This is a genomic window from Rhizobium sp. YAF28, from assembly GCF_052113285.1.
GTDB lineage: Bacteria > Pseudomonadota > Alphaproteobacteria > Rhizobiales > Rhizobiaceae > Rhizobium.
This window is the reverse complement of the sequence record NZ_JBFRCX010000006.1, coordinates 320,748-338,710: the sequence shown is the minus strand read 5'-3', so window position 1 is coordinate 338,710 and position 17,963 is coordinate 320,748. Positions and strand designations below refer to the sequence as shown.

Sequence of the window (17,963 nt, the reverse complement as noted above, 5' to 3'; positions counted from 1 at the left end):
TCGGGGAAGGCTTTGGTTTGACCGCGCTTGGCGCAGGTCTGTAGATAGTCATTGGCACGCAGAACTGCCTGCGAGTGTTCAGATTTAATGATCCGCAATTGGAGGGCCGACCATGAGCCTACGTATCAACGATATTGCTCCCGATTTCACCGCCGATACCACCCAGGGCCCTGTTCAGTTCCATGACTGGATCGGCAATGGCTGGGCCGTTCTCTTCTCGCATCCGAAGAACTTCACGCCGGTCTGCACGACTGAGCTCGGCACCATGGCCGGCCTTGAAGGCGAGTTTAAGAAGCGCGGCGTCAAGATCATCGGCATTTCCGTCGATCCGGTCGAAAGCCACGGCAAGTGGAAGAACGACATCAAGACGGCAACTGGCTTCGATGTCGAATATCCGCTGATCGGCGACAAGGACCTGAAGGTCGCCAAGCTCTATGACATGCTGCCGGCTGGTGCCGGCGAAAGCTCCGAAGGCCGCACGCCCGCCGATAACGCCACCGTGCGCTCGGTCTTCGTCATCGGCCCGGACAAGAAGATCAAGCTGATCCTTACCTACCCGATGACGACCGGCCGCAATTTCAACGAGATCCTGCGCGCCATCGATTCCATCCAGCTGACCGCCAAGCACCAGGTTGCTACACCGGCCAACTGGAACCAGGGCGACGATGTCATCATCACGGCTGCCGTCTCCAATGAAGACGCCATCGCCCGCTTCGGCTCCTTCGATACGGTTCTGCCGTATCTTAGAAAGACCAAGCAGCCGTCTGCGTGAGTTAGCCACTGCGCTGATACTGTGATTGGATCAAAAGACGTCCCGGCTTCCGGGGCGTCTTTATTTTTAGGTCGGCTGGCGCAGGCCTCTATCAGAGACGCATTCTCGCTTTCCCGCGAACGAGAATGGTTGCCGCGGACGTAGAGGTAGTATTGCTCGCTGCAGCGCCGCTTTGGAACGCAGGTCGGTCCTGGCCTATTCGGATGGCGTCACACGGGTCCAGAAGTCGTCGAACGCGACCGAATCGAAGAAGGCCGAAGCTCGGACGATACGGTCGTCGCGCATGTCGAGAAACCAGGCATAGGTGTTGACGTAAGGTTTTCCGTCGCGGGCGATGCCGCGGGCATCGAAAAAGACGATCACGGTGTCGCCGTCGGCATAGACGTTGCGGATCACGGGCTTCAGCGGCGCCTTCATGCGGGCATTGAACGGGCGGATCACCTCGCGCAGGAACGCCTCGCGGCTAGGATAGGTCTTCGACGCCAGCGAATAGCCCTCGATGGTCCAGCGGGCGTCGTCGGCGAGCAGGTCATAAGGACTACCTGTGCCAGACGCCCACTTCTCAAACCCAGCCTCGACGGCCGTCTTGTTACGGCGTTCGGTTTCGGTCAGCGTCTGCGAGGCCGCCCGGGCTTCGAGCCCGCAAAGGGCCAGGATGGTGGCGGCGATGCCGAGCGCAGCGTTGAAGATGCCGCGGGCGAGGGATCGCGGGCTGTGGACGATGGCACTTGCGGTGATGGACATGGCTTCCTCCAGAGATTGATTGGTGGTGCGACACCCGCTGAGCGGGTGTCGCGTGCGAGGCTCTGCGCCGATCAGATCTGGTTTTCCCAGGCCTTGAGCTGATGCTCCTTCAGCATGTCTTCGATGACCTTTGGAACCACGTTGCGAAACTTGCCTGTGTCGGCGGGGACGACCTCGATCATCCGGTCGATCATTTCCTGCGGGTCCATCTTGCCTTCAGGGGTGGCGAAGAAGTCGTTGAAGCCGTTGCGCAGGTCTGCCCGCTTGGTGAAGTTCTTGCTGTCATCGAGCCAGCGGAACGGATTATCGGCCATCGTCTCGTTATAGCCGGTGTAGTAGGCGCCCGGGTTGATCGTCTGGATCTTGATGCCGTAAGAACCAAGCTCCTGCTGCAGCGCTTCGGCGATCGATTCCAGGGCGTGCTTGGTGGAGACGTAGGTACCCCAGTTGGCCGGAGTGAACAGGCCGCCCATCGAGGAGGTGAAAACCACTTTGCCCTTCTTGCCTTCGCGCACCCATTTCTGAACGACACCTTGGGTCAGTACCAGCGGCAGGAAGACATTGACTTCATAGTTCTTGCGGACGAGCTCGACCGGAATTTCCCAGACCGGGCCGGCCTCGCCCATGCCTGCATTGTTCCAGAGCACGTCGAAATCCCAACCCTGCGCCTGTTTGATGTCATAGGGGTCGGTGAGATCGAGGCGCTCGACGCGGAAGTTCTTCAGGCCGAGAGCGGCCGCTTCTTCACGCAGCGGCGTGACCTGCGACGAAACCTGCGTGGTGGCGATGATGTTATGGCCGTTCTTGGCCATGCCGATGCCTGCGGCTTTGCCGAAACCGGACCCGGCGCCAGTGATGAGAATGGTCTTGGTCATAATAACGTCCTTTCGATGTGCTTGGGGTTGGAAAGCATTTCAGGCGGTGAGGGCGGCCGCTGCAGCCTGGGCAATTTCGAGGTCCTGGGCGACGGCCCCTCCGGACACGCCGACCGCGCCGATCACGATATTGCGTCCATCGGTGAGGGGAATGCCGCCGGCGAAGACGACGAGGCCGCCATTGGTCTGCTCCAGACCGAACGAGGTGCCACCGGGTTTGCAGAATTCGCCGATTGCTTCGGTGCGCATGGAAAACAGTGCCGCTGTCCGGGCCTTGTTAACGGCGATGTCGATGGAGCCCAGCAGGGCTTCGTCCATGCGGACAAACGCCTTCATGTGGGCGCCTGCGTCGAGGACAGCGATATTGGCCGGGACGCCGATTTCTCTTGCCCGCGCCTCGCCGGCGGCGATGACCCTGCGGGCTTCGTCAGTGGTAATCATCTCCCTGTCTCCCTTTTCGTTCGGGGATTAATGCTTCCCGTTCGATGAGACAGGTGTAGGCCGGAAGGCGCTTTGCGGTATTTCCATCTCTTGCTGCAGTATTTGCAGATCTTGCGCTCGGACTGCGCACGAAGGGGCCGGCGAACGCGTCAAGACGGCGGATATTGCTAGGAGGTGAAGAGCGTGCGGTACTGGCCAGGCGTCAAGCCGGTCATCTTGCGGAAGACGCGGGTGAAATTGGCCTGCGAGCCGAAGCCGGCGTCGATAGCGATCTCCACCAGCGAGGACTGCGCGAGTCGCAGCTTCTCCTTGGCCGCCTCGATCCGTCGCTGGGTGACGTAGCGATGCGGGGCGAAACCGGTGGCCGCACGAAACGTGCGGGAAAAGTGAAAGGGACTGAGGCAAGCCTCTGCAGCAAGGTCTTCCAGCGAGATCTCCGCCGCGATGCGAGCCTCGATGAAATCGAGGACGCGCCGCAGCCGTTTCGGATCGATGGTCGGTGTCCGAGTCGGCGGACGCCAGTGGGCGGACGAATAGGTGCCGAGCAAATGCGCCGCCAGAGCGAGCTGAATCCCGTCGAGAAACAGACGGTCTGTCGCCTCCAGTTTTCGATTCAGCACGCCACGAAAGAGCTCACCGATCTGCAAGACCACCGGATCGGGGACACCGCCCGCATAGGCGAGCTGCACCTTGGCCGGGTCGATGTCGAAGTTCGAAAGCGCGCTCTCACCGACAAGCGATGGCGGCAGGAAGATGTGAAGGGACTCGGGCATGGTGCCGACGATCTCTACGGCGCTCTCATTGACCCCGGCGGGACATACCCATGCGACGCCGGGGCGGGCGATAGCCTCCCGCCGGTGACCGTCGCCGGTCCACCTGATCTTCGACTGACCAGACAGCAGGACTGCTATTTCCGTGCATTCGAGGGTGAGATCGACCTGCCAGCCCGGATCGAAATGCCGGAGCTCGACCTGCAGCCCGGAACATTCGATAAGCCCGCCCACCTGCTTGCTGGTCGGATATTTTCTGTCCCCTTGCGACGCGTCGAAATCCATGTCGCATCCTCGTCTTGAAGGCAGGTCTGGAAATTTGAACCATTCAGCATCGACGAGCCGATTGCTGCCGCCACGCTGCCGTCTGCAATTCTATTTTGATTTATGAATGAAACTTCCGGACACGGGCCACGCTGATATCACGAGCCCGCGCATTGCGATCAGGATTTTGACGAAAATTCAGGCGAGTGCAAGTGTCATAGCCCGAACTGCTGGTATCAGCATCTTGGCCGTAGAACGTCACGATCTCGTTGGCTTGTCGGCGAAAACTACGGGGAATGTATCGAGAAAGCGCCTGCTTCGGAATATTCGACGAAAACAGGCGCTTATCTCTAAAACTGGCTCCCCGGGCCGGATAATTTTAGCGGTCCAAGATGTCCCATATTGGAAACATGGTATCAAGCAACTAATTGTTTTTACAGAGATAACTTGTCCATTGCGTCCATAACCACTATTTATAGCGCATACCCCGAGTGTGGGGAAATTGTGGGGAAGGATTGAATGGGGAGCCATACGAAAAACGTCTTAACGGTGAAGAAAATCGAGGCCAGCAAGGCGGCAAAGCTGCGTGACGGCGGCGGTCTGTATCTCGTAACGAAAGGCGAGGGGCGCTACTGGATTTTCAGTTTTAGCTATGCTGGCCGCCGGCGTGAAATGGGGCTAGGTCCGCTTCACACCATAGGGCTCGCCGCCGCCCGCGACAAGGCCGATGCGGCTCGTGCGTTAGTCCGCCGTGGCATTGATCCCGTTGCGGAGCGCAAGGCCGCCCAAGCAGAGACTCCGAAGAAGATCACCTTCGGCGAGTATGCTGACGGCTTCGTTGATGCGGCAGTGAAGGCTGGCCGGTGGCGTGGGGCGAAGACGGAGGCGCGGTGGCGCAACCTGCTTGAGAACCATGCCAAGCCGATCCGCAATAAGCTCCCAGCGGACATCACGAACGCCGACATGGTTCAGATCCTCAAGCCTCTATGGGGTGAGCGGCAGGAAACGTCCGAAAAGCTGCGCGAGGCTGTTGAGCGCGTTCTGGACGCCGCGAAGGTCGAGGGACACAGGAGCGGCGACAATCCGGCTACTTGGAGGGGGAATTTGGAACACGTGATGCACAAGCCAGACGAGTTAACCAGTCGAACCCATCATGCCGCAATGCCGTACGGCCAGGTGCCCGCCTTTATGGTCTCGCTAAAAAAAGTGCCTGGCGTGAGCTCCAAGGCTCTCGAGCTTGCCGTGCTCACTACCTGCCGATCTGGCGAGGTGCGTGGTGCGGTTTGGCCTGAATTCGATTTCCCGGCCAAGATCTGGACTATCCCGGCGATCCGCATGAAGTCCGGCAAGGAGCACCGCGTGCCGCTTTGCGACCAAGCGATCGAACTGCTCAAAGCCATGCAGAAGCAGTCTATGAATGAGCTTGTTTTTCCAGGTGTCAGGGACGGCAAGCAATTATCGGACGCCAGTCTCGGCAAAGCGCTTGTCTCCGCCGGCGGAGGTGACTTTACCGTGCACGGTATGCGGTCGACTTTCCGCGACTGGGCGACAGAGGTTGCGCATGCGCCGCGGGAAATCGCGGAAGCTGCACTCGCGCACGCGGTCGGTGACACCGTGGAGCGCTCTTATGCTAGGTCTGACGCCCTCGAACGCCGGCGTGCTCTCATGCAGCAGTGGGCGAATTACATTTGTCCCAACGTGCCAGTCGAGACGAAGCAGACGCGGGACTTGTCGCTGGTTCTTGCCATTGATGAGTAGCAACCGCGATCCTGGAAGGATGATCTTAGCCGCGTGCAAAAAGCGGAAGACATGCCGCCTCTTTGTCACGCATAAGCAAGCATAAAAGACTTGCAGATCGATCAATGCTTGCAAAAATCAGCAAGCATGGTATCTCTTAGTGCAGCAAGCATGGGAGAATTAGATGACGCACGACAATGACCAGTCGCCGCAATCAAAAGGTGGCGATGCTAGAGCGAAGGCTCTTTCGAAAGATGAGCGCTCTGCAATCGCCAAGAAGAGCGCGGAGGCCAGGTGGGCGCAAGCAAAAGAGTTGCCGATGGCAACGCACGGTTCGACCGACAGGCCGCTTAAGATTGGCGAAGTCGAGATCCCGTGCTTCGTTTTGGAAGATGGCCGACGAGTGTTGGCGCAGACGGGCCTAATTAACGCGCTTGGAATGTCACATGGGGGATCCTACTCAAAGGGCGGGGACCGTTTGGCAAAATTTGCGCAGCAGGGACGACTTTCTGGCTTTATTTCCAATGACTTGATCGACCGGACCGCCAACCCAATTCGTTTCAGAACGGCGAAGGGCGGTATGGCGTATGGATACGAGGCAACAATCCTTCATGATTTGTGCGAGGTTGTTCTAGACGCGCGCGACGCTGGCGTACTGCAAAAGCAGCAGGCTCATATTGCCAAGCAGTGCGAAGCGCTGGTTAGGGGATTCGCGCGAGTAGGCATCATCGCCTTGGTAGACGAGGCGACAGGATACCAAGTCGACCGCGACAGGGACGAGCTACATCGTATCCTTGAGGCGTACCTTTCCGAAGAAAGGTTGGCTTGGGCAAAAAGATTTCCAGACGAGTTTTACAAACAAATTTATCGATTAAAAAATTGGAAATGGCCCCCGCAAGGCCGTGCGAAGCCGCCATTTCTTGGCCATATTACAAACGACGTGGTTTATGACCGACTGCCACCAGGCGTGCTCACCGAACTTAGAAAGCGCAATCCGACGCAGGATGGAACAAAGCGCAGGAAGTGGAAACACCACCAGTTCCTTTCAGAGGATTTTGGTCAGCCAGACCTGAGAGATCACCTTCTCCAGGTGATTGCCGTAATGCGCGTATCTCGAACGTGGGATGCATTCAAAAGAAACTTCGACGAGGCTTTTCCAAAACCCGGAACGCAGATTGAATTGCATCTCGCAGACGCGGATTGAGGCTGTTTTCTGCAGCCTGGGATATTTCATAGACTGGTGGGAAAACTCTTCCCACCAGTCCCAGTCATAAATGTATGTCCGTGCGCTGAGGGGATATATATCCCGGTCGCCGCCGCTATGCCGGCAATGGTCTGACCACATAGCTCTACGAAGACCAAGTTGACTAATTTGTAAAACGCTCACAACTTGATCGTCACAGGCATGGCTGCCACGTAAGTCCATGCTGACAACCAGCAGCCTAGCTGCCGAGCGTGCTGGGCACGCGGCGCATCAGCGTCGGTCAACCACAGCCCGGCCACTGCCGGATCTCTTCAGCCATGAACGAAACCATTTTGATCGACGCCAGGATTCCGTCCTCGTCGAAAGAGGAGACCCATGACCATAGCGAATGACAACATTCCCGCACTCATCAGCCTCAAGGACGCGTGCCGTCTCACTTCGATGAGCCGTACCATGTTGAATCGATACCGGGCCGAAGGGCGCTTTCCAGTTGCTGTCGATCTCGGCGACCGACGTGTCGCGTTCGTGCGAAACGAAGTGGCCGATTGGATCCAGGCCAAGATTTCCGCCCGCGCCGCCGCCTAGGCCATTTTCTGGACAACTCGGCACCCAGCGCCGAAATAGCACCGCCACCACACCACACCCATTTTGCCGACCGGCGCGAGCCGGCGAGAGGAGATTCATGACCCGCATCATTACCGAACCGCGTGCCACCCGACTGCTTCGGGAAGCCGAACGACAAGTTCCAGTGGATTGCCGCATAACATGGCGGGGCTCAGGCACTCGTTGAGGAGGGGGACGTCGTTATCGACGTCTCTCACCTCGCTGGGCGTGCGCGCCCCTAGTCAGGGCGGTGGGGGACAGCAGCAACAGCTCGCCTTTGGTTCTTCTCGCTTGAGGGTGCCGGATCGGACGGCACAGCTCAACGTCGCCTCATCCTTCAAGGGTGCGATCAATACGCTTTCGGCAGGTTCCGCACCGTTCGACATCACAAACATTCGAGTTTTCCTGCCCGGTTTCGCATGCAACAACGGCGGAGCAACGCCTTCCGAGCAGCAGATCCCCGCCACATTCCAAGCTGGCTATAGTCTAGAAGTCGGCGGTGTTCGTTATCCAGCAACTTTCGGCGGCCAGCAGTTAGCCACCTTGGGCGGCCCAGGCTCCACGAACGGCAGGTCAACACTTTTCGACTGCGGCAAGTGGTCGGACGTCATCATGAATGGGGCGATCCCACTCACGGTCACTGCCAACAGCAACATTCGCCACGTGGCATTGCTTTCAATGGCGGCGGTTGGCGATCTATTCCCGGCTTCGCAGTATCTCGCGACGCTAGTCGGCGATCAGTGCAAAAACGCAGCCGATCCCACCACCCTTCTTTCGCTCCTGGCGAGCGGCACAATTACTTCCTCGGGCTCGGCTCCCACCAAGCAGTTCTGCCCAATGTTCATGGTGGGTGAGCGCACGGACGGTAATCGCTCCCCGGTGGTCTTGATCCATTCCGATAGCATCGGCTACGGCGTGGGCGACTTCACCACTGGCATACCGGCATCGGAACCGCGAGGTGCCATTGGCTGGATGGAACGTGGTCTCGATGACCCGACGAATGGTCGGATTATGAGTGGCCACATCGGTCTGCCGGGCTCTTTCTCGACCCAGAACACAAATGGCGTTTTCGGGAGCGTCGATTATACGCCAGGCATTGCGCACCGTGTCACGCCATTGCTGGAACTGAAAAGCCTCTACGGCGGACGCCTGCCTTTCACGTGCATTTTCGATCAGCACGGCAACAATGGCGATGCGAATTCCGGCAGCATGACGATGTCTGCGCTCTACCAGGGCGTAAGTGTGCTCAAAGGCTATTTCCCCGGTATCCGATATGTGAAGGCAACCCTGCCTGCCCGCATCGGAACAGGCGGCGATTATCGCGACCCGACGCTGCAGACCCCCGGCGTGAACGATGTTTACCCCGCAGCATCCTATCAGAACGGCTATCGCCAGTACTACAACGACCAGATCATGGCAGATGCCGGCGCGCACTTCGATGCAGTCTTTGATGTCGGGTACTACGGCACAGCGGCATATCAGCCTGGCTACCATTCCGGAGATCCGAACTACAATCAATACCGCTCGGCGGCACCTGTGTTCGATAGCGTGACATTGGCCGGTTCCGGCTACGCCAGCAGCGCCACGACGTTCCAGCTAAACGAGGATATACCGCTCGGCGCTCTCTTGTCGTTTGATGGTGTCCGCGCCAACATTCTCGGGCCCGTCGTCAGCAAGAGCGGATCAGGGCCGTACACATACAACATTCAATCTGGATCAGGGAAAGCAGTTACCTATGCCGCCAGCACGGCCGGCAAGGCTGTCGGCAATAACGATGGCACGCATCCAGGCCCGCAAATGGCAAAGCAGATAGCCCTTGGTGTCATTGCCATGAAGCAAGCTTCAATGTTCGGAACTGGTTAATACCAAACGCCTATAATCGAGCGGCGCTTAAAGCGCCGCTCGGGTGCCCTTATTTCGGAGTTGCTGCGAATTGATCGTGCAATTCCTCTTTCTTGATCGTGAGCTTCATCTGCAGCAGTTCGGTAGCCAGCTGCATGTAGATATTCACCCGCGCGTTTCGACTATCCCCGGCATTCGCAGCGACCCACTGATCGACGCCGCGCAGCGCATACTTCAGAGCCTGCTCGTGCTGCAACTTAAGCACTTCTTGCCGCTTACTGGTGATGGCGGGAAGAAGCTGATCTTCTTCCAATACCCCAACATTTTCCCTCTCAACTCCCTGCCACACCAGCATGTCAGATTCCGCATTCCGAACAGCCTCTAAATATTCATCACGTGTCACTTGGCGCCTCCAATGGCCTATAGTTCCGACAGCTTTGTAAATAATATCCCGGCCTGCAGAAACAACCAGACACCCCACCGCCCCATCATCATTTGCTAGCGCCCTCTGCTTAACCGCGGAGGGCGCTTTTTTTTCGTTTCAGTCGTCGAGATAACTGCCGAACCGCAAGCGGCCGGACTTCGCGCCGCACGACGCGCACCGAAGCAGCGGCCAAGCGCGCTACGAGGCTCATGCTCGACCTGAATTAGCGAACGAATTCGGCTGAACGTTCGTAGTGCCCATCGGCCCACGATCAAATGACGCCACTCGGAGCTACGCGTAGGGCGAATTAAATGGTTCCGCTGATGGATGGGGCGTATCATGAGTAGTCGGCCCCGGATTATCACGGTGAAGGCCGCTCGGGAGATGACATGTGCTCTTGCCGTTACGGAGGAGCCGAATGTCCCTACTCAATCTCCTTTCGTTGCAAGATGACGAGATTGATATCGCCATAGCGGTTATTCAAGAATGGTGCTCCGCCAATCATGTGGACATCGACAGCCCGCACGGCGAGGCAGCGATGGCCGCAACTGTGCGTCTTATTTTGTCTGGTGAAAAGTCCGCTTCTGCGCTTGCGGACGCCCTTTCTCGCTATATCGGGCTGGACCAGAGTAACAGCCCCAACGTGTAGACCGAGCGCAATTCTCAGGCCATTTCCATTATTGGGCCGGTGCCTTTCGCGCATCGGGCCCTACATCTTCAATACCGGAGCAGACCACCGCACACCGGATGCGTAACGCATATAGTGTAGCAATGACCTATGAAGACGGCATGATAATAGTCTGGGATCAAGTCTCACGAGGAGTAGCCATCGTGTTTCGAGGCGTGCCACGTTACCTTGACGGACCATTTCCCGATCAGCAAACGGGGATGAAGGCTGCTGAACGTCATTGCCGTCGGCTAGGCTGGTCTGATGGAAAGTTGAAATGAGTTCATTATCTGTAAGCGCGAATTTCTCCGCACCTTCTTTATTTGAGTGAGCTTTGGCATGAGGTGTCCCCCTAAAAGAGGTGGACACCAAATCATGGATGAAGGTCAAAAACTTGCCGTGCGGCTGGTTGGTCGGAATGGGCGACGCCGTTTCGATCAAAGTTCGAAAGATCGCCTTGTTGCGGCCTGCCTTGAACCCGGCGCATCGGTATCGAAACTTGCGCGAGAACACGGGGTCAACGCGAACCTTGTTTGGAAATGGATCAGGAAACACACCCAGGCCCGTCCATTATCGCCGTCTTCGACATCTGCGTTTATTCCGGTTCAGATCGCCGCCGCGAGCAGCAAGTTCGACATCGAGATGCCTGCCATGGATCGCGAAGAGCAATTACCGGCGGCGGAGAGGAGCCGCCCGCTGTCCTCTCCAGCAAAGGTGAGCGCGTCACTGCCGAATGGTGTGAGGTTGACGCTGGAGTGCAGCGATCTCAGCGGATTGACGGCAATAATCGGAGCTCTGGGTCATGTTCAGACTGGGCGCTGATCTCAAGGTCTACCTGCATCGGGAGCCGATCGACTTCCGGGCCGGCATCAATAGCCTCGCGGTCCTGGTCCAGGAGACGATGGCGATGGATCCCTTTGCGCCTGCGGTATTTGCCTTCTGCAATCGCCGTCACGACCGGGTGAAGCTGCTGTTCTTCGATCGCTCCGGCTTCGTGCTTGTCCTGAAGCGGTTGACAGAGGACAAGTTCCGATGGCCCCGCCGCGAGGTGCCGGTCGTTGTGCTGACGACAGAACAACTGCATTGGATTCTCGACGGCATTGATATCGATGCGATGATCCGCCATCCGGTGCGGCAATATCAGATCGCCGGTTGAAGGTGGCGAATTGAGCTGTTGACGCAAAGGGACGGTTCAGATTCAAGACTCTGATGACTCGGACCGGCGAACCAAGCGTTGCAGAGCTGATGGCGCAGTTGGCGGCAAATGCTGCCGAAATCGCCGTGCTCAAAGCCGAGAAGGACGCGCTCTCGCGACGGGTCGTCAAGCTGGAAGAGGAGCTGGCACTGGCAAGGCTGCATCGCTTTGCCCCCCGCAGCGAAAAGCATATTGATCGCCTGTTCAACGAAGCCGAAGAGGCCTCGGACGAGGATGATCGTGATTATGGCGACGACGTCGCCGATCTCCCGGACACGGGCCTGCCGGCGGTCGAGGGGGCCCCGGGTAAAAAGCGGGGCCGCAGACCTCTGCCGGAAGACCTGCCACGCGAGCGTGTCGAATATGACCTTGCCGACGATCAGAAGGCTTGTCCCTGCTGCAACGGCCAAATGCATCGCATGGGCGAGGCCGTTAGCGAACAGCTCCATATCGAGGTCAAGGCAAAAGTCCTGCAGAATGTGCGGTTCAAGTACGCTTGCCGCCGCTGCGACCGCACCGGGATCAACACGCCTGTCGTGGTCGCACCGATGCCGACGCAGCCCCTGCCAGGCAGCATTGCTACCGCCTCGACGTTAGCCTTCGCGCTCGTCCACAAATACGTCGACGGTACACCGCTATATCGTGTGGCTCAGACATTCGAGCGGGCCGGCGTACCGATCAGCCGTGGCGCTCTCGCTCACTGGGTCATCGGCTCAAGCCAGAAGCATCTGCACCGCATCTATGATGGGCTGAAGCTGCGGCTGCGATCGCAGCCTCTCATTCATGGTGATGAGACGACAGTTCAGGTCCTGAAGGAAAAGGACAAGGAAGCCACCAGCACGTCGTATATGTGGGCATACCGCAGCGGCGAGAACAGTGACCAGCCGATCGTGCTTCTCGATTATCAACCGGGCCGCGGCCAGGTCCACCCGCAGACCTTCCTCGGTGACTACCGCGGGATATTGGTGACTGATGGCTACACCGCATGGCGCACATTGCATGGCGCAACCCATGTCGGGTGCATGGCCCATTCCCGGCGGCGCTTCGTCGAGGCCCTCAAAACCAGGAAGAATGGAGGCGGACCGCCGGAGCAGGCACTCCGGTTCTTCGAGCAGCTCTACCGGATCGAAAAGCAGGCGCGAGACAAAAAGCCTGACGCCGGTGAAACGCAGGCCGACTGCATTCACCGTTTCCGGCAACAGCACAGCTTGCCTGTCCTGAACGCCCTAAAGACGTGGCTCGACGATATCGCGCCAAAAGCCGTGCCGGATACCAAGCTCGGCGATGCGGTGTCCTACACCCTGAACCAATGGGATTACCTGACACGCTATACCAGCGACGGCAGGATGCCGATCGATAACAACATTTTGGAACGCGAGATCAGAGTTTTGCGACCGGAAGAAAATCGTGGCTGTTCAGCGATACCGCCGACGGAGCCAAGGCCAGCGCCGTGATCTACAGTCTGATGCTGACTTGCCGCGCCTGTGGCGTCGACCCACTCACCTGGCTGCGCCACGTGCTAACTCAGCTACCGCAGCGCGATGAAGCCGCCGACATCGGCGACCTGCTACCATTCAACTTCTCCAAAACTGCTGCCACCTAATAGAGCTGGATATCGCCACCGATGCGAGGGCGGTTTAGCGCTGCCGCAGCCGTCAATGCGCATCGAAAATCGCGCTTACCATTATCTTCCTCCTCTTCGTCCCTTCGCCAGAACAAAGAATTCCGCGAAAGCGCGGGGTTTCCTTGGAAGCGGTCGGAGTCCAGTCATCATTAAGTGCCGGCGCCGCTCCTTGAACTAATTGCTGGGAATTGGAAGAACTAGCTGTCGGAGAAGCGAGGCCGGCGTGTATACTATGCTTAGAATACACCTGTAAGTGCAATTCCTCACAATGGCTGATCCCCGTACCCGATCATCACGCGATGCTGAAAGAAGGAGCCCGCTAAGGGTGAAAGAAGCGGGCTCCAAAAAGCTCAGATGCCGGAACAGGTACCAAACGGACCAAGCGCGTTACTAGGTCACATCCGATGTATCTAAGCGAGCGAATTCCGCTGAACCGTGTATAGCCCATCGCCCCATCATCATAAGAGGGGACGGTTATGCGACGTGGCGCAAGTTATCGGAATAGAAGCATTAGAATGCCGCTACCCAGGAGGACCAAAAAGATAATGGCCTCGATGATGTCGAAGACTGTATCTACCGCGACTTTTGCAGGACCAAATCTCACGTCATCGCTAGTGATCCGTTCTCCCGCGAAACCGAAAGCTTCCGCTATCGATCGAAACTCATCGCTCCCTTCTCGCTGATCGGACAATTGTTTAGCTGTGAAACGGGACACGATCGAAAGTTCGAAAACTGATATGGGGTCAGGCAACCTTAGTTTGACAACATAGATGCAGAGAACGAGCAGATTGAGCGGCGTGGCTATGGTGTAAAATGCCAGAATGAAGGGGATCACGAGGAGCAGCCGGATGAAAATCTGACGCACCACTAGCACTGCTGTCATGCTTATTTCTCCCTGTCGCCTTCTCTGCGAGCCAACTCGTTCTCGATCGCGTCGCGGATAAAGGCGGCCATTCGGTTCGGCCCGACGAGCGGCTCGATACGTGCGGAGATTTCAATGAAGTACGGCGACCGCGCCGACACCGGCTTCATTAGCCGCTCGAAGGATTGCACTTCTCAGCTCGTCGCTGCTGGCTTTCCCGGTCATAACGTCGAGACACGCTTTCACCGCGGTTAGAAATTCCTCGCCATCATCTGATGGCCACTCCTCGATCAAAGCGTTGGCAGCCTCAAGAACAGTTCGAACTATCAGCCGGCGGCCTGGATCCTCGAAGATGAGGATGACTTGATCAAATTCGGTCGACATGTCGAATTTCATAACGCAGTACCCCACAGCAATATCGCCTGGCTGACCAGTTTCGCGCGAAAAACTAAACGTGAAGATGCATACTGTCGCGTGAAAAAGGCGTGACATGGGTCAGTCGTCATGCAGCGGGCTGTTGGCCTGATCCAGGATCACGTCAACGAAATCGTCGCTGTCCAACACCGGCGAAACGACGCCGTTCTCGTGGATGAAAATGACAAGCCAATGCGTGCTGTCGAGCTGTATTGCGATATGGAACCAGTTCATCGCTTTGCCTCCTGTTTGTCAGGAGAACATCACGGCGTGGGCAGAAGGACTAACCCTCACATGTGGTGAGCGAAAAGTCGCCCCCTGAAACTGGTAATGGAATTTGAGATGAGCCTGTTGTCAGGCAAAGGCCCGATCCCTCGTGCTGACCGGGCCTCCCCGTTGCCACCGCGTCGGGCGGAGCGTGGCGGCGGGTCGAATACGCGCATCATCGTTTATCGTCAATCCGGGCCGCTCTTTTTGGCGGCCTTTTCATTATCCGCATGCCGGCGCGGGAGCACTGGTTGAAATGGCATTGAAAGGGCAGGGGCTTAATGACTTCGAATGACGATATCCTTCGCGCTCTCGGCCGCGTTGAGGAGGGGGTAAAGCGAATTCGGGAAGACTTCCAGGAGGAGAAGCAGAATGCCCACGAAAGCAGGACGGTCATCCATTCCAGGCTCGACAGCCAGGCCAAGCAGATCGGTCACCTCGACACCACAGTCGCAATTAGTGGCGGTGTCGACGCCCAGATACGAGAGGAGATCAAAGCCCTCAAGGAAACCGTGGACAGGAACCACGCGTCTGTTCAGCCGGCCCTTGAGGAGTGGAAACGCATGAAGACGCTCGGGGTAGGGATATCAGGTCTGATAGCCTTCGCCGGTCTGACGATCGGGGGCATCATAGCCTACGTGGGGATGGCGCTGTGGCTGCCGTTCGGCATTGGCTGAAGATTGACTAGTCGCGCTCCGCAGCCGCGGCACGAACACGGGTCCTGTTTGTACCTAGTGCACAATTTGGTTGAGTAACGCATTCGATCAGGCATAGTCGCAGCATGCTTGATCTATCCCTTCCTTGGCCCATTGGTCTCGTCCCAATAGCGCTGATCGCCGGGGCGTTATATGGGCTCTACCGTGCTGTCGTGACCCGAGCCGGACTTACGGCGGTGTCGGCAGTTTCACTGCTTGGGCTGGTGGCGTTCCTGGCAGCATTCACTGCCCAGGTCCTAAACCCCGCGATCGACCAGATCTATACAATCATAATTGCCCAGCTTGCGGGAACAGTCGTGTGCTTTCTGTTCGGCAAGCTACTTTTGTCTGTTCAAAAGACGAAGCCGGAGCTGTCTCTCAAGCGCCTTGAGGCAAGAGTGTTGTTCCGCAGCAGCCGCCCTTGGCGGCCTCGTCGTGTTTGACGGGGTTTTGTTTTTATTCCCTGATGCCGGCAAGTGCGACCATTTCACGGGGTACATGGCAGACAAATGCGCCGCTCAGGAACTGTTCTTCGGAATCCATGATGCTCCACTGATGACTTATCTCGCGGTTCTTCTCGGCGTTCCTTTTCTGGCTTCCCTTGTTGTATTCGCTTGGGTGCAGTTCAAGACCGCCGGCACTCCAAAAAGGGCCGAACCGAGCTCCGAAAATAATGCTGGCGGTTGAGATCAAGTGGGCCCAAATGCAGCTATCAAGCTTTTGTGCCGACAATCAGGTCAAGGTCAATTAGTTGCCCCAGCCAATTTCAAATCGATCAAAGCGAACCTCGCTCATTGGCTGGTTGGAAGGGTCTAGTCTTACCGAACGAAGAACGAGACGAAGCTCAGGGGAATAATATTGTTCGAAAATTATCGGAGGTAATCCGGTCAATTCCAGACGGCTATTGATGGCCCAAACTTTGTACGAACAACCTGCAATAGTTTCCTCTCCCCAGCCGTCGAACCTAATAAAAGTCGTACCCGAAACGGACTCTTGGCCATTGAGGAAAAGCGTAGTGTCAGACTGCCAATTCTTCTTCTGTGGTAGATCGTCCAACGCAATCGCATTCGCGTATTTCAGTTCTTGCTTGGTGGCACCAACTCTCGTTTCGACGAGCAAGGGATGCAGATATACAGCCGACACCGGCTGCAGCGAGTGGTTACTCTCCATCAGTCGCTGTTCTGTGAGGCCTGGACCGTTTGGCTTGTAGAATACGGAATAGAAAGGCACTTTTCTGGTCAGCAGCACGCCCTGTTTGGTCTCATTGGCGGTTAAGCAATTGCTAAAGGCTGGCGCTGCCAATGTCATTCCAACCAGTAGCGACAAACTTCTTAACACGATCGACATTCCTGATACTCCCCCACCGAATCCGCGACCATGGTGCTCGTCGAAATTACTCCATCTTAGTCAAGCGGTCCCATCCACTTCACCATTTTCGTCTAGCTCATCGACCGCAGCCTTTGGTGAGTTGGTGGGAGGACATCGAGCGCTGAGAAAAGCAACAATCTCAGTAGGGTGGGGATGGGCGCTTGTGGCCACCCCTTGAAGAGGGAAGCGGCAACTTCTCCTTTCTAGCGATAGAGAGCGTTTTTCCCTTCGCGTCGAGTGCCTTGGCCGTCCAACGGTAGAATCGGCTGCTAAACGGCGGGCACGGAAAGTTGTACTGGAATGTCCCGTGGGGCATTTCTCTCCGGGCGTAATCGGGCCTCGCGAGACCCCGAAAGAACTCGCCAGCGTTCGCGGCATCCCCAACAATATCAAACTTGACTGTTCCTTCGGGAACAGCAGAGAACGTGATCGGCGGAGATTTGCCGTCAACGCATTCCTTGTTCCAATGATATGATATCGTCATCTCTGCATTCGCCGTGCCGGCGGTCGCGACGGCAACTAGTATAGCAGCTAAAAATCGCATTGAATTTTCTCCCAGTCGGCACTGTTTCGGTCCTGTAATCCAAGGCGTTCGAACCGGCGTTCCGAACGACCAGTGCGGCCCGGCGCAGTAGGATCTGCAAATCCCGCGTGGAAATGCCCTCTATTCGCTTGGCGGCGTCTTCTAGAAGGGGAGCTATGGCATGTGATCATTTCTCGGCCGACCGTGATTCTCTGGGGCAATCGCCGCAGTTAGAGTTGTAGACGATCACCGGATCCTTGATCGGGGGCGCTGGATAGAAAAAGCCGCAGCCGCCGAGAACGGAAGCCACCATAAACAGGCACACGAATCTGCTCAGCAGTTGCATCTCTTTTCTCACTCCTGCCCGCGCCCGCGGTATGTCTGAGGGATGCCAGCTGCTTCATGGCACTGAGCAAGCGTCGCCAGCCATGCAGCTAACCCCGACGGAACTTCAGCATTCCCGGATTCCAGTGCCTCCACCCACGACAGATCGCATTGCAACGCACTCGCAAGATTTATTGGCGTCCAACGGATGTGCAAAAGGCATTCTGTGAAACGAGCAGGGGTCATGGCGGCTCCAATTCGTGTTACTCGATGCGGTTGCATCGGTCGCGTCCAAGTCAATCAAATGGTCGTCGTATCGGACTGTACGCGGCCGAAGATGTCCTCTCG

At 57.1% G+C, this 17,963-nt stretch carries 19 protein-coding genes and 3 pseudogenes; 11 read left to right on the top strand and 11 right to left on the bottom strand.

The genetic code is table 11. The annotated features are described in order from the left end of the window. Positions 1-112 precede the first annotated feature (112 nt). Positions 113-772, top strand: coding sequence for a peroxiredoxin (locus tag AB4Z13_RS16380; protein WP_007815641.1), 660 nt, complete (start codon positions 113-115; stop codon positions 770-772). Positions 773-967: 195 nt separating this feature from the next. On the opposite strand, the gene AB4Z13_RS16375 is transcribed toward AB4Z13_RS16380, so the two are convergent. From AB4Z13_RS16375 to AB4Z13_RS16360, 4 genes are all read right to left on the bottom strand, one after another. After that, positions 968-1,516: a nuclear transport factor 2 family protein gene (locus AB4Z13_RS16375; protein WP_439014817.1), complete on the bottom strand. Its 549-nt coding sequence runs from the start codon at positions 1,514-1,516 to the stop codon at positions 968-970. A gap of 71 nt (positions 1,517-1,587) precedes the next feature. Next, the gene (locus AB4Z13_RS16370) at positions 1,588-2,391 is read right to left on the bottom strand and encodes an SDR family oxidoreductase (RefSeq protein WP_439014818.1); all 804 of its coding nucleotides are present in this window, start codon (positions 2,389-2,391) and stop codon (positions 1,588-1,590) included. A 39-nt stretch (positions 2,392-2,430) separates the two neighbouring features. Further along, positions 2,431-2,832, bottom strand: coding sequence for a GlcG/HbpS family heme-binding protein (locus AB4Z13_RS16365; protein WP_439014819.1), 402 nt, complete (start codon positions 2,830-2,832; stop codon positions 2,431-2,433). A 167-nt stretch (positions 2,833-2,999) separates the two neighbouring features. Further along, complete coding sequence (locus AB4Z13_RS16360) at positions 3,000-3,887, bottom strand: helix-turn-helix domain-containing protein (RefSeq protein ID WP_439014820.1); 888 nt, start codon at positions 3,885-3,887, stop codon at positions 3,000-3,002. Between the two features lie 498 nt (positions 3,888-4,385). Between AB4Z13_RS16360 and AB4Z13_RS16355 the strand changes: the two genes are divergently transcribed. From AB4Z13_RS16355 to AB4Z13_RS16340, 4 genes are all read left to right on the top strand, one after another. Further along, positions 4,386-5,624, top strand: coding sequence for a tyrosine-type recombinase/integrase (locus AB4Z13_RS16355; protein ID WP_442206352.1), 1,239 nt, complete (start codon positions 4,386-4,388; stop codon positions 5,622-5,624). Between the two features lie 163 nt (positions 5,625-5,787). Beyond that, entirely contained in the window at positions 5,788-6,807 is a 1,020-nt protein-coding gene (locus AB4Z13_RS16350; protein WP_442206351.1) for a P63C domain-containing protein, read from the top strand. 375 nt (positions 6,808-7,182) lie between these two features. Continuing rightward, positions 7,183-7,392 (top strand): helix-turn-helix transcriptional regulator, encoded by a 210-nt coding sequence (locus AB4Z13_RS16345; protein ID WP_442206350.1) that lies wholly within the window; start codon positions 7,183-7,185, stop codon positions 7,390-7,392. 180 nt (positions 7,393-7,572) lie between these two features. Continuing rightward, a complete protein-coding gene (locus AB4Z13_RS16340) occupies positions 7,573-9,273 on the top strand; it encodes a hypothetical protein (RefSeq protein ID WP_442206349.1) in 1,701 nt (566 codons plus the stop codon). A 49-nt stretch (positions 9,274-9,322) separates the two neighbouring features. Here the strand turns inward: AB4Z13_RS16340 and AB4Z13_RS16335 are convergent, their stop codons facing one another. Further along, on the bottom strand, positions 9,323-9,655 hold the full coding sequence (locus AB4Z13_RS16335; RefSeq protein WP_439014582.1) for a hypothetical protein: 333 nt from the start codon (positions 9,653-9,655) through the stop codon (positions 9,323-9,325). Between the two features lie 439 nt (positions 9,656-10,094). Here AB4Z13_RS16335 and AB4Z13_RS16330 point away from each other — a divergent pair, with 439 nt between their 5' ends. From AB4Z13_RS16330 to tnpC, 4 genes and pseudogenes are all read left to right on the top strand, one after another. Next, positions 10,095-10,325 (top strand): hypothetical protein, encoded by a 231-nt coding sequence (locus AB4Z13_RS16330; protein ID WP_442206348.1) that lies wholly within the window; start codon positions 10,095-10,097, stop codon positions 10,323-10,325. Between the two features lie 390 nt (positions 10,326-10,715). Further along, positions 10,716-11,165 carry an IS66-like element accessory protein TnpA gene (gene tnpA, locus AB4Z13_RS16325; RefSeq protein ID WP_442206362.1) on the top strand — a complete coding sequence of 150 codons (450 nt, stop codon included), beginning with the start codon at positions 10,716-10,718 and terminating at the stop codon, positions 11,163-11,165. Next, complete coding sequence (gene tnpB, locus AB4Z13_RS16320) at positions 11,146-11,499, top strand: IS66 family insertion sequence element accessory protein TnpB (protein WP_442206347.1); 354 nt, start codon at positions 11,146-11,148, stop codon at positions 11,497-11,499. The genes tnpA and tnpB overlap by 20 nt, the downstream gene beginning before the upstream one ends. 53 nt (positions 11,500-11,552) lie before the next feature. Beyond that, a pseudogene (gene tnpC / locus AB4Z13_RS16315) lies at positions 11,553-13,141 on the top strand (IS66 family transposase). A gap of 514 nt (positions 13,142-13,655) precedes the next feature. On the opposite strand, the gene AB4Z13_RS16310 reads toward tnpC, so the two are convergent. From AB4Z13_RS16310 to AB4Z13_RS16300, 3 genes are all read right to left on the bottom strand, one after another. Then, positions 13,656-14,045: a hypothetical protein gene (locus AB4Z13_RS16310; protein ID WP_442206346.1), complete on the bottom strand. Its 390-nt coding sequence runs from the start codon at positions 14,043-14,045 to the stop codon at positions 13,656-13,658. A gap of 111 nt (positions 14,046-14,156) precedes the next feature. Next, on the bottom strand, positions 14,157-14,420 hold the full coding sequence (locus AB4Z13_RS16305; RefSeq protein ID WP_442206345.1) for a DUF982 domain-containing protein: 264 nt from the start codon (positions 14,418-14,420) through the stop codon (positions 14,157-14,159). A 99-nt stretch (positions 14,421-14,519) separates the two neighbouring features. Beyond that, the gene (locus AB4Z13_RS16300; protein ID WP_442206344.1) at positions 14,520-14,672 is read right to left on the bottom strand and encodes a hypothetical protein; all 153 of its coding nucleotides are present in this window, start codon (positions 14,670-14,672) and stop codon (positions 14,520-14,522) included. A 314-nt stretch (positions 14,673-14,986) separates the two neighbouring features. Between AB4Z13_RS16300 and AB4Z13_RS16295 the strand changes: the two are divergent. Both AB4Z13_RS16295 and AB4Z13_RS16290 read left to right on the top strand, forming a co-directional pair. Further along, a pseudogene (locus tag AB4Z13_RS16295) lies at positions 14,987-15,393 on the top strand (DUF1515 domain-containing protein). A gap of 442 nt (positions 15,394-15,835) precedes the next feature. Continuing rightward, positions 15,836-16,087: a hypothetical protein gene (locus AB4Z13_RS16290; RefSeq protein ID WP_442206343.1), complete on the top strand. Its 252-nt coding sequence runs from the start codon at positions 15,836-15,838 to the stop codon at positions 16,085-16,087. Between the two features lie 60 nt (positions 16,088-16,147). Here the strand turns inward: AB4Z13_RS16290 and AB4Z13_RS16285 are convergent, their stop codons facing one another. From AB4Z13_RS16285 to AB4Z13_RS16275, 3 genes and pseudogenes are all read right to left on the bottom strand, one after another. Further along, complete coding sequence (locus tag AB4Z13_RS16285) at positions 16,148-16,747, bottom strand: hypothetical protein (protein ID WP_442206342.1); 600 nt, start codon at positions 16,745-16,747, stop codon at positions 16,148-16,150. 602 nt (positions 16,748-17,349) lie between these two features. Then, positions 17,350-17,469: pseudogene (locus AB4Z13_RS16280) on the bottom strand (CopG family transcriptional regulator); the annotation flags it as partial. A 176-nt stretch (positions 17,470-17,645) separates the two neighbouring features. Further along, positions 17,646-17,861 (bottom strand): hypothetical protein, encoded by a 216-nt coding sequence (locus tag AB4Z13_RS16275; protein WP_442206341.1) that lies wholly within the window; start codon positions 17,859-17,861, stop codon positions 17,646-17,648. Positions 17,862-17,963: the final 102 nt, after the last annotated feature.

Coding starts and splice junctions, on each gene's coding strand:
- AB4Z13_RS16370 (WP_439014818.1), bottom strand. CDS start 2,391: ATGACCAAGACCATTCTCATCACTGGCGCCGGGTCCGGTTTCGGCAAA.
- AB4Z13_RS16380 (WP_007815641.1), top strand. CDS start 113: ATGAGCCTACGTATCAACGATATTGCTCCCGATTTCACCGCCGATACC.
- AB4Z13_RS16365 (WP_439014819.1), bottom strand. CDS start 2,832: ATGATTACCACTGACGAAGCCCGCAGGGTCATCGCCGCCGGCGAGGCG.
- AB4Z13_RS16345 (WP_442206350.1), top strand. CDS start 7,183: ATGACCATAGCGAATGACAACATTCCCGCACTCATCAGCCTCAAGGAC.
- AB4Z13_RS16305 (WP_442206345.1), bottom strand. CDS start 14,420: ATGAAATTCGACATGTCGACCGAATTTGATCAAGTCATCCTCATCTTC.
- AB4Z13_RS16355 (WP_442206352.1), top strand. CDS start 4,386: ATGGGGAGCCATACGAAAAACGTCTTAACGGTGAAGAAAATCGAGGCC.
- AB4Z13_RS16340 (WP_442206349.1), top strand. CDS start 7,573: ATGGCGGGGCTCAGGCACTCGTTGAGGAGGGGGACGTCGTTATCGACG.
- AB4Z13_RS16285 (WP_442206342.1), bottom strand. CDS start 16,747: ATGTCGATCGTGTTAAGAAGTTTGTCGCTACTGGTTGGAATGACATTG.
- AB4Z13_RS16275 (WP_442206341.1), bottom strand. CDS start 17,861: ATGACCCCTGCTCGTTTCACAGAATGCCTTTTGCACATCCGTTGGACG.
- AB4Z13_RS16375 (WP_439014817.1), bottom strand. CDS start 1,516: ATGTCCATCACCGCAAGTGCCATCGTCCACAGCCCGCGATCCCTCGCC.
- tnpB (WP_442206347.1), top strand. CDS start 11,146: ATGTTCAGACTGGGCGCTGATCTCAAGGTCTACCTGCATCGGGAGCCG.
- AB4Z13_RS16310 (WP_442206346.1), bottom strand. CDS start 14,045: ATGACAGCAGTGCTAGTGGTGCGTCAGATTTTCATCCGGCTGCTCCTC.
- AB4Z13_RS16360 (WP_439014820.1), bottom strand. CDS start 3,887: ATGGATTTCGACGCGTCGCAAGGGGACAGAAAATATCCGACCAGCAAG.
- AB4Z13_RS16350 (WP_442206351.1), top strand. CDS start 5,788: ATGACGCACGACAATGACCAGTCGCCGCAATCAAAAGGTGGCGATGCT.
- AB4Z13_RS16330 (WP_442206348.1), top strand. CDS start 10,095: ATGTCCCTACTCAATCTCCTTTCGTTGCAAGATGACGAGATTGATATC.
- AB4Z13_RS16300 (WP_442206344.1), bottom strand. CDS start 14,672: ATGAACTGGTTCCATATCGCAATACAGCTCGACAGCACGCATTGGCTT.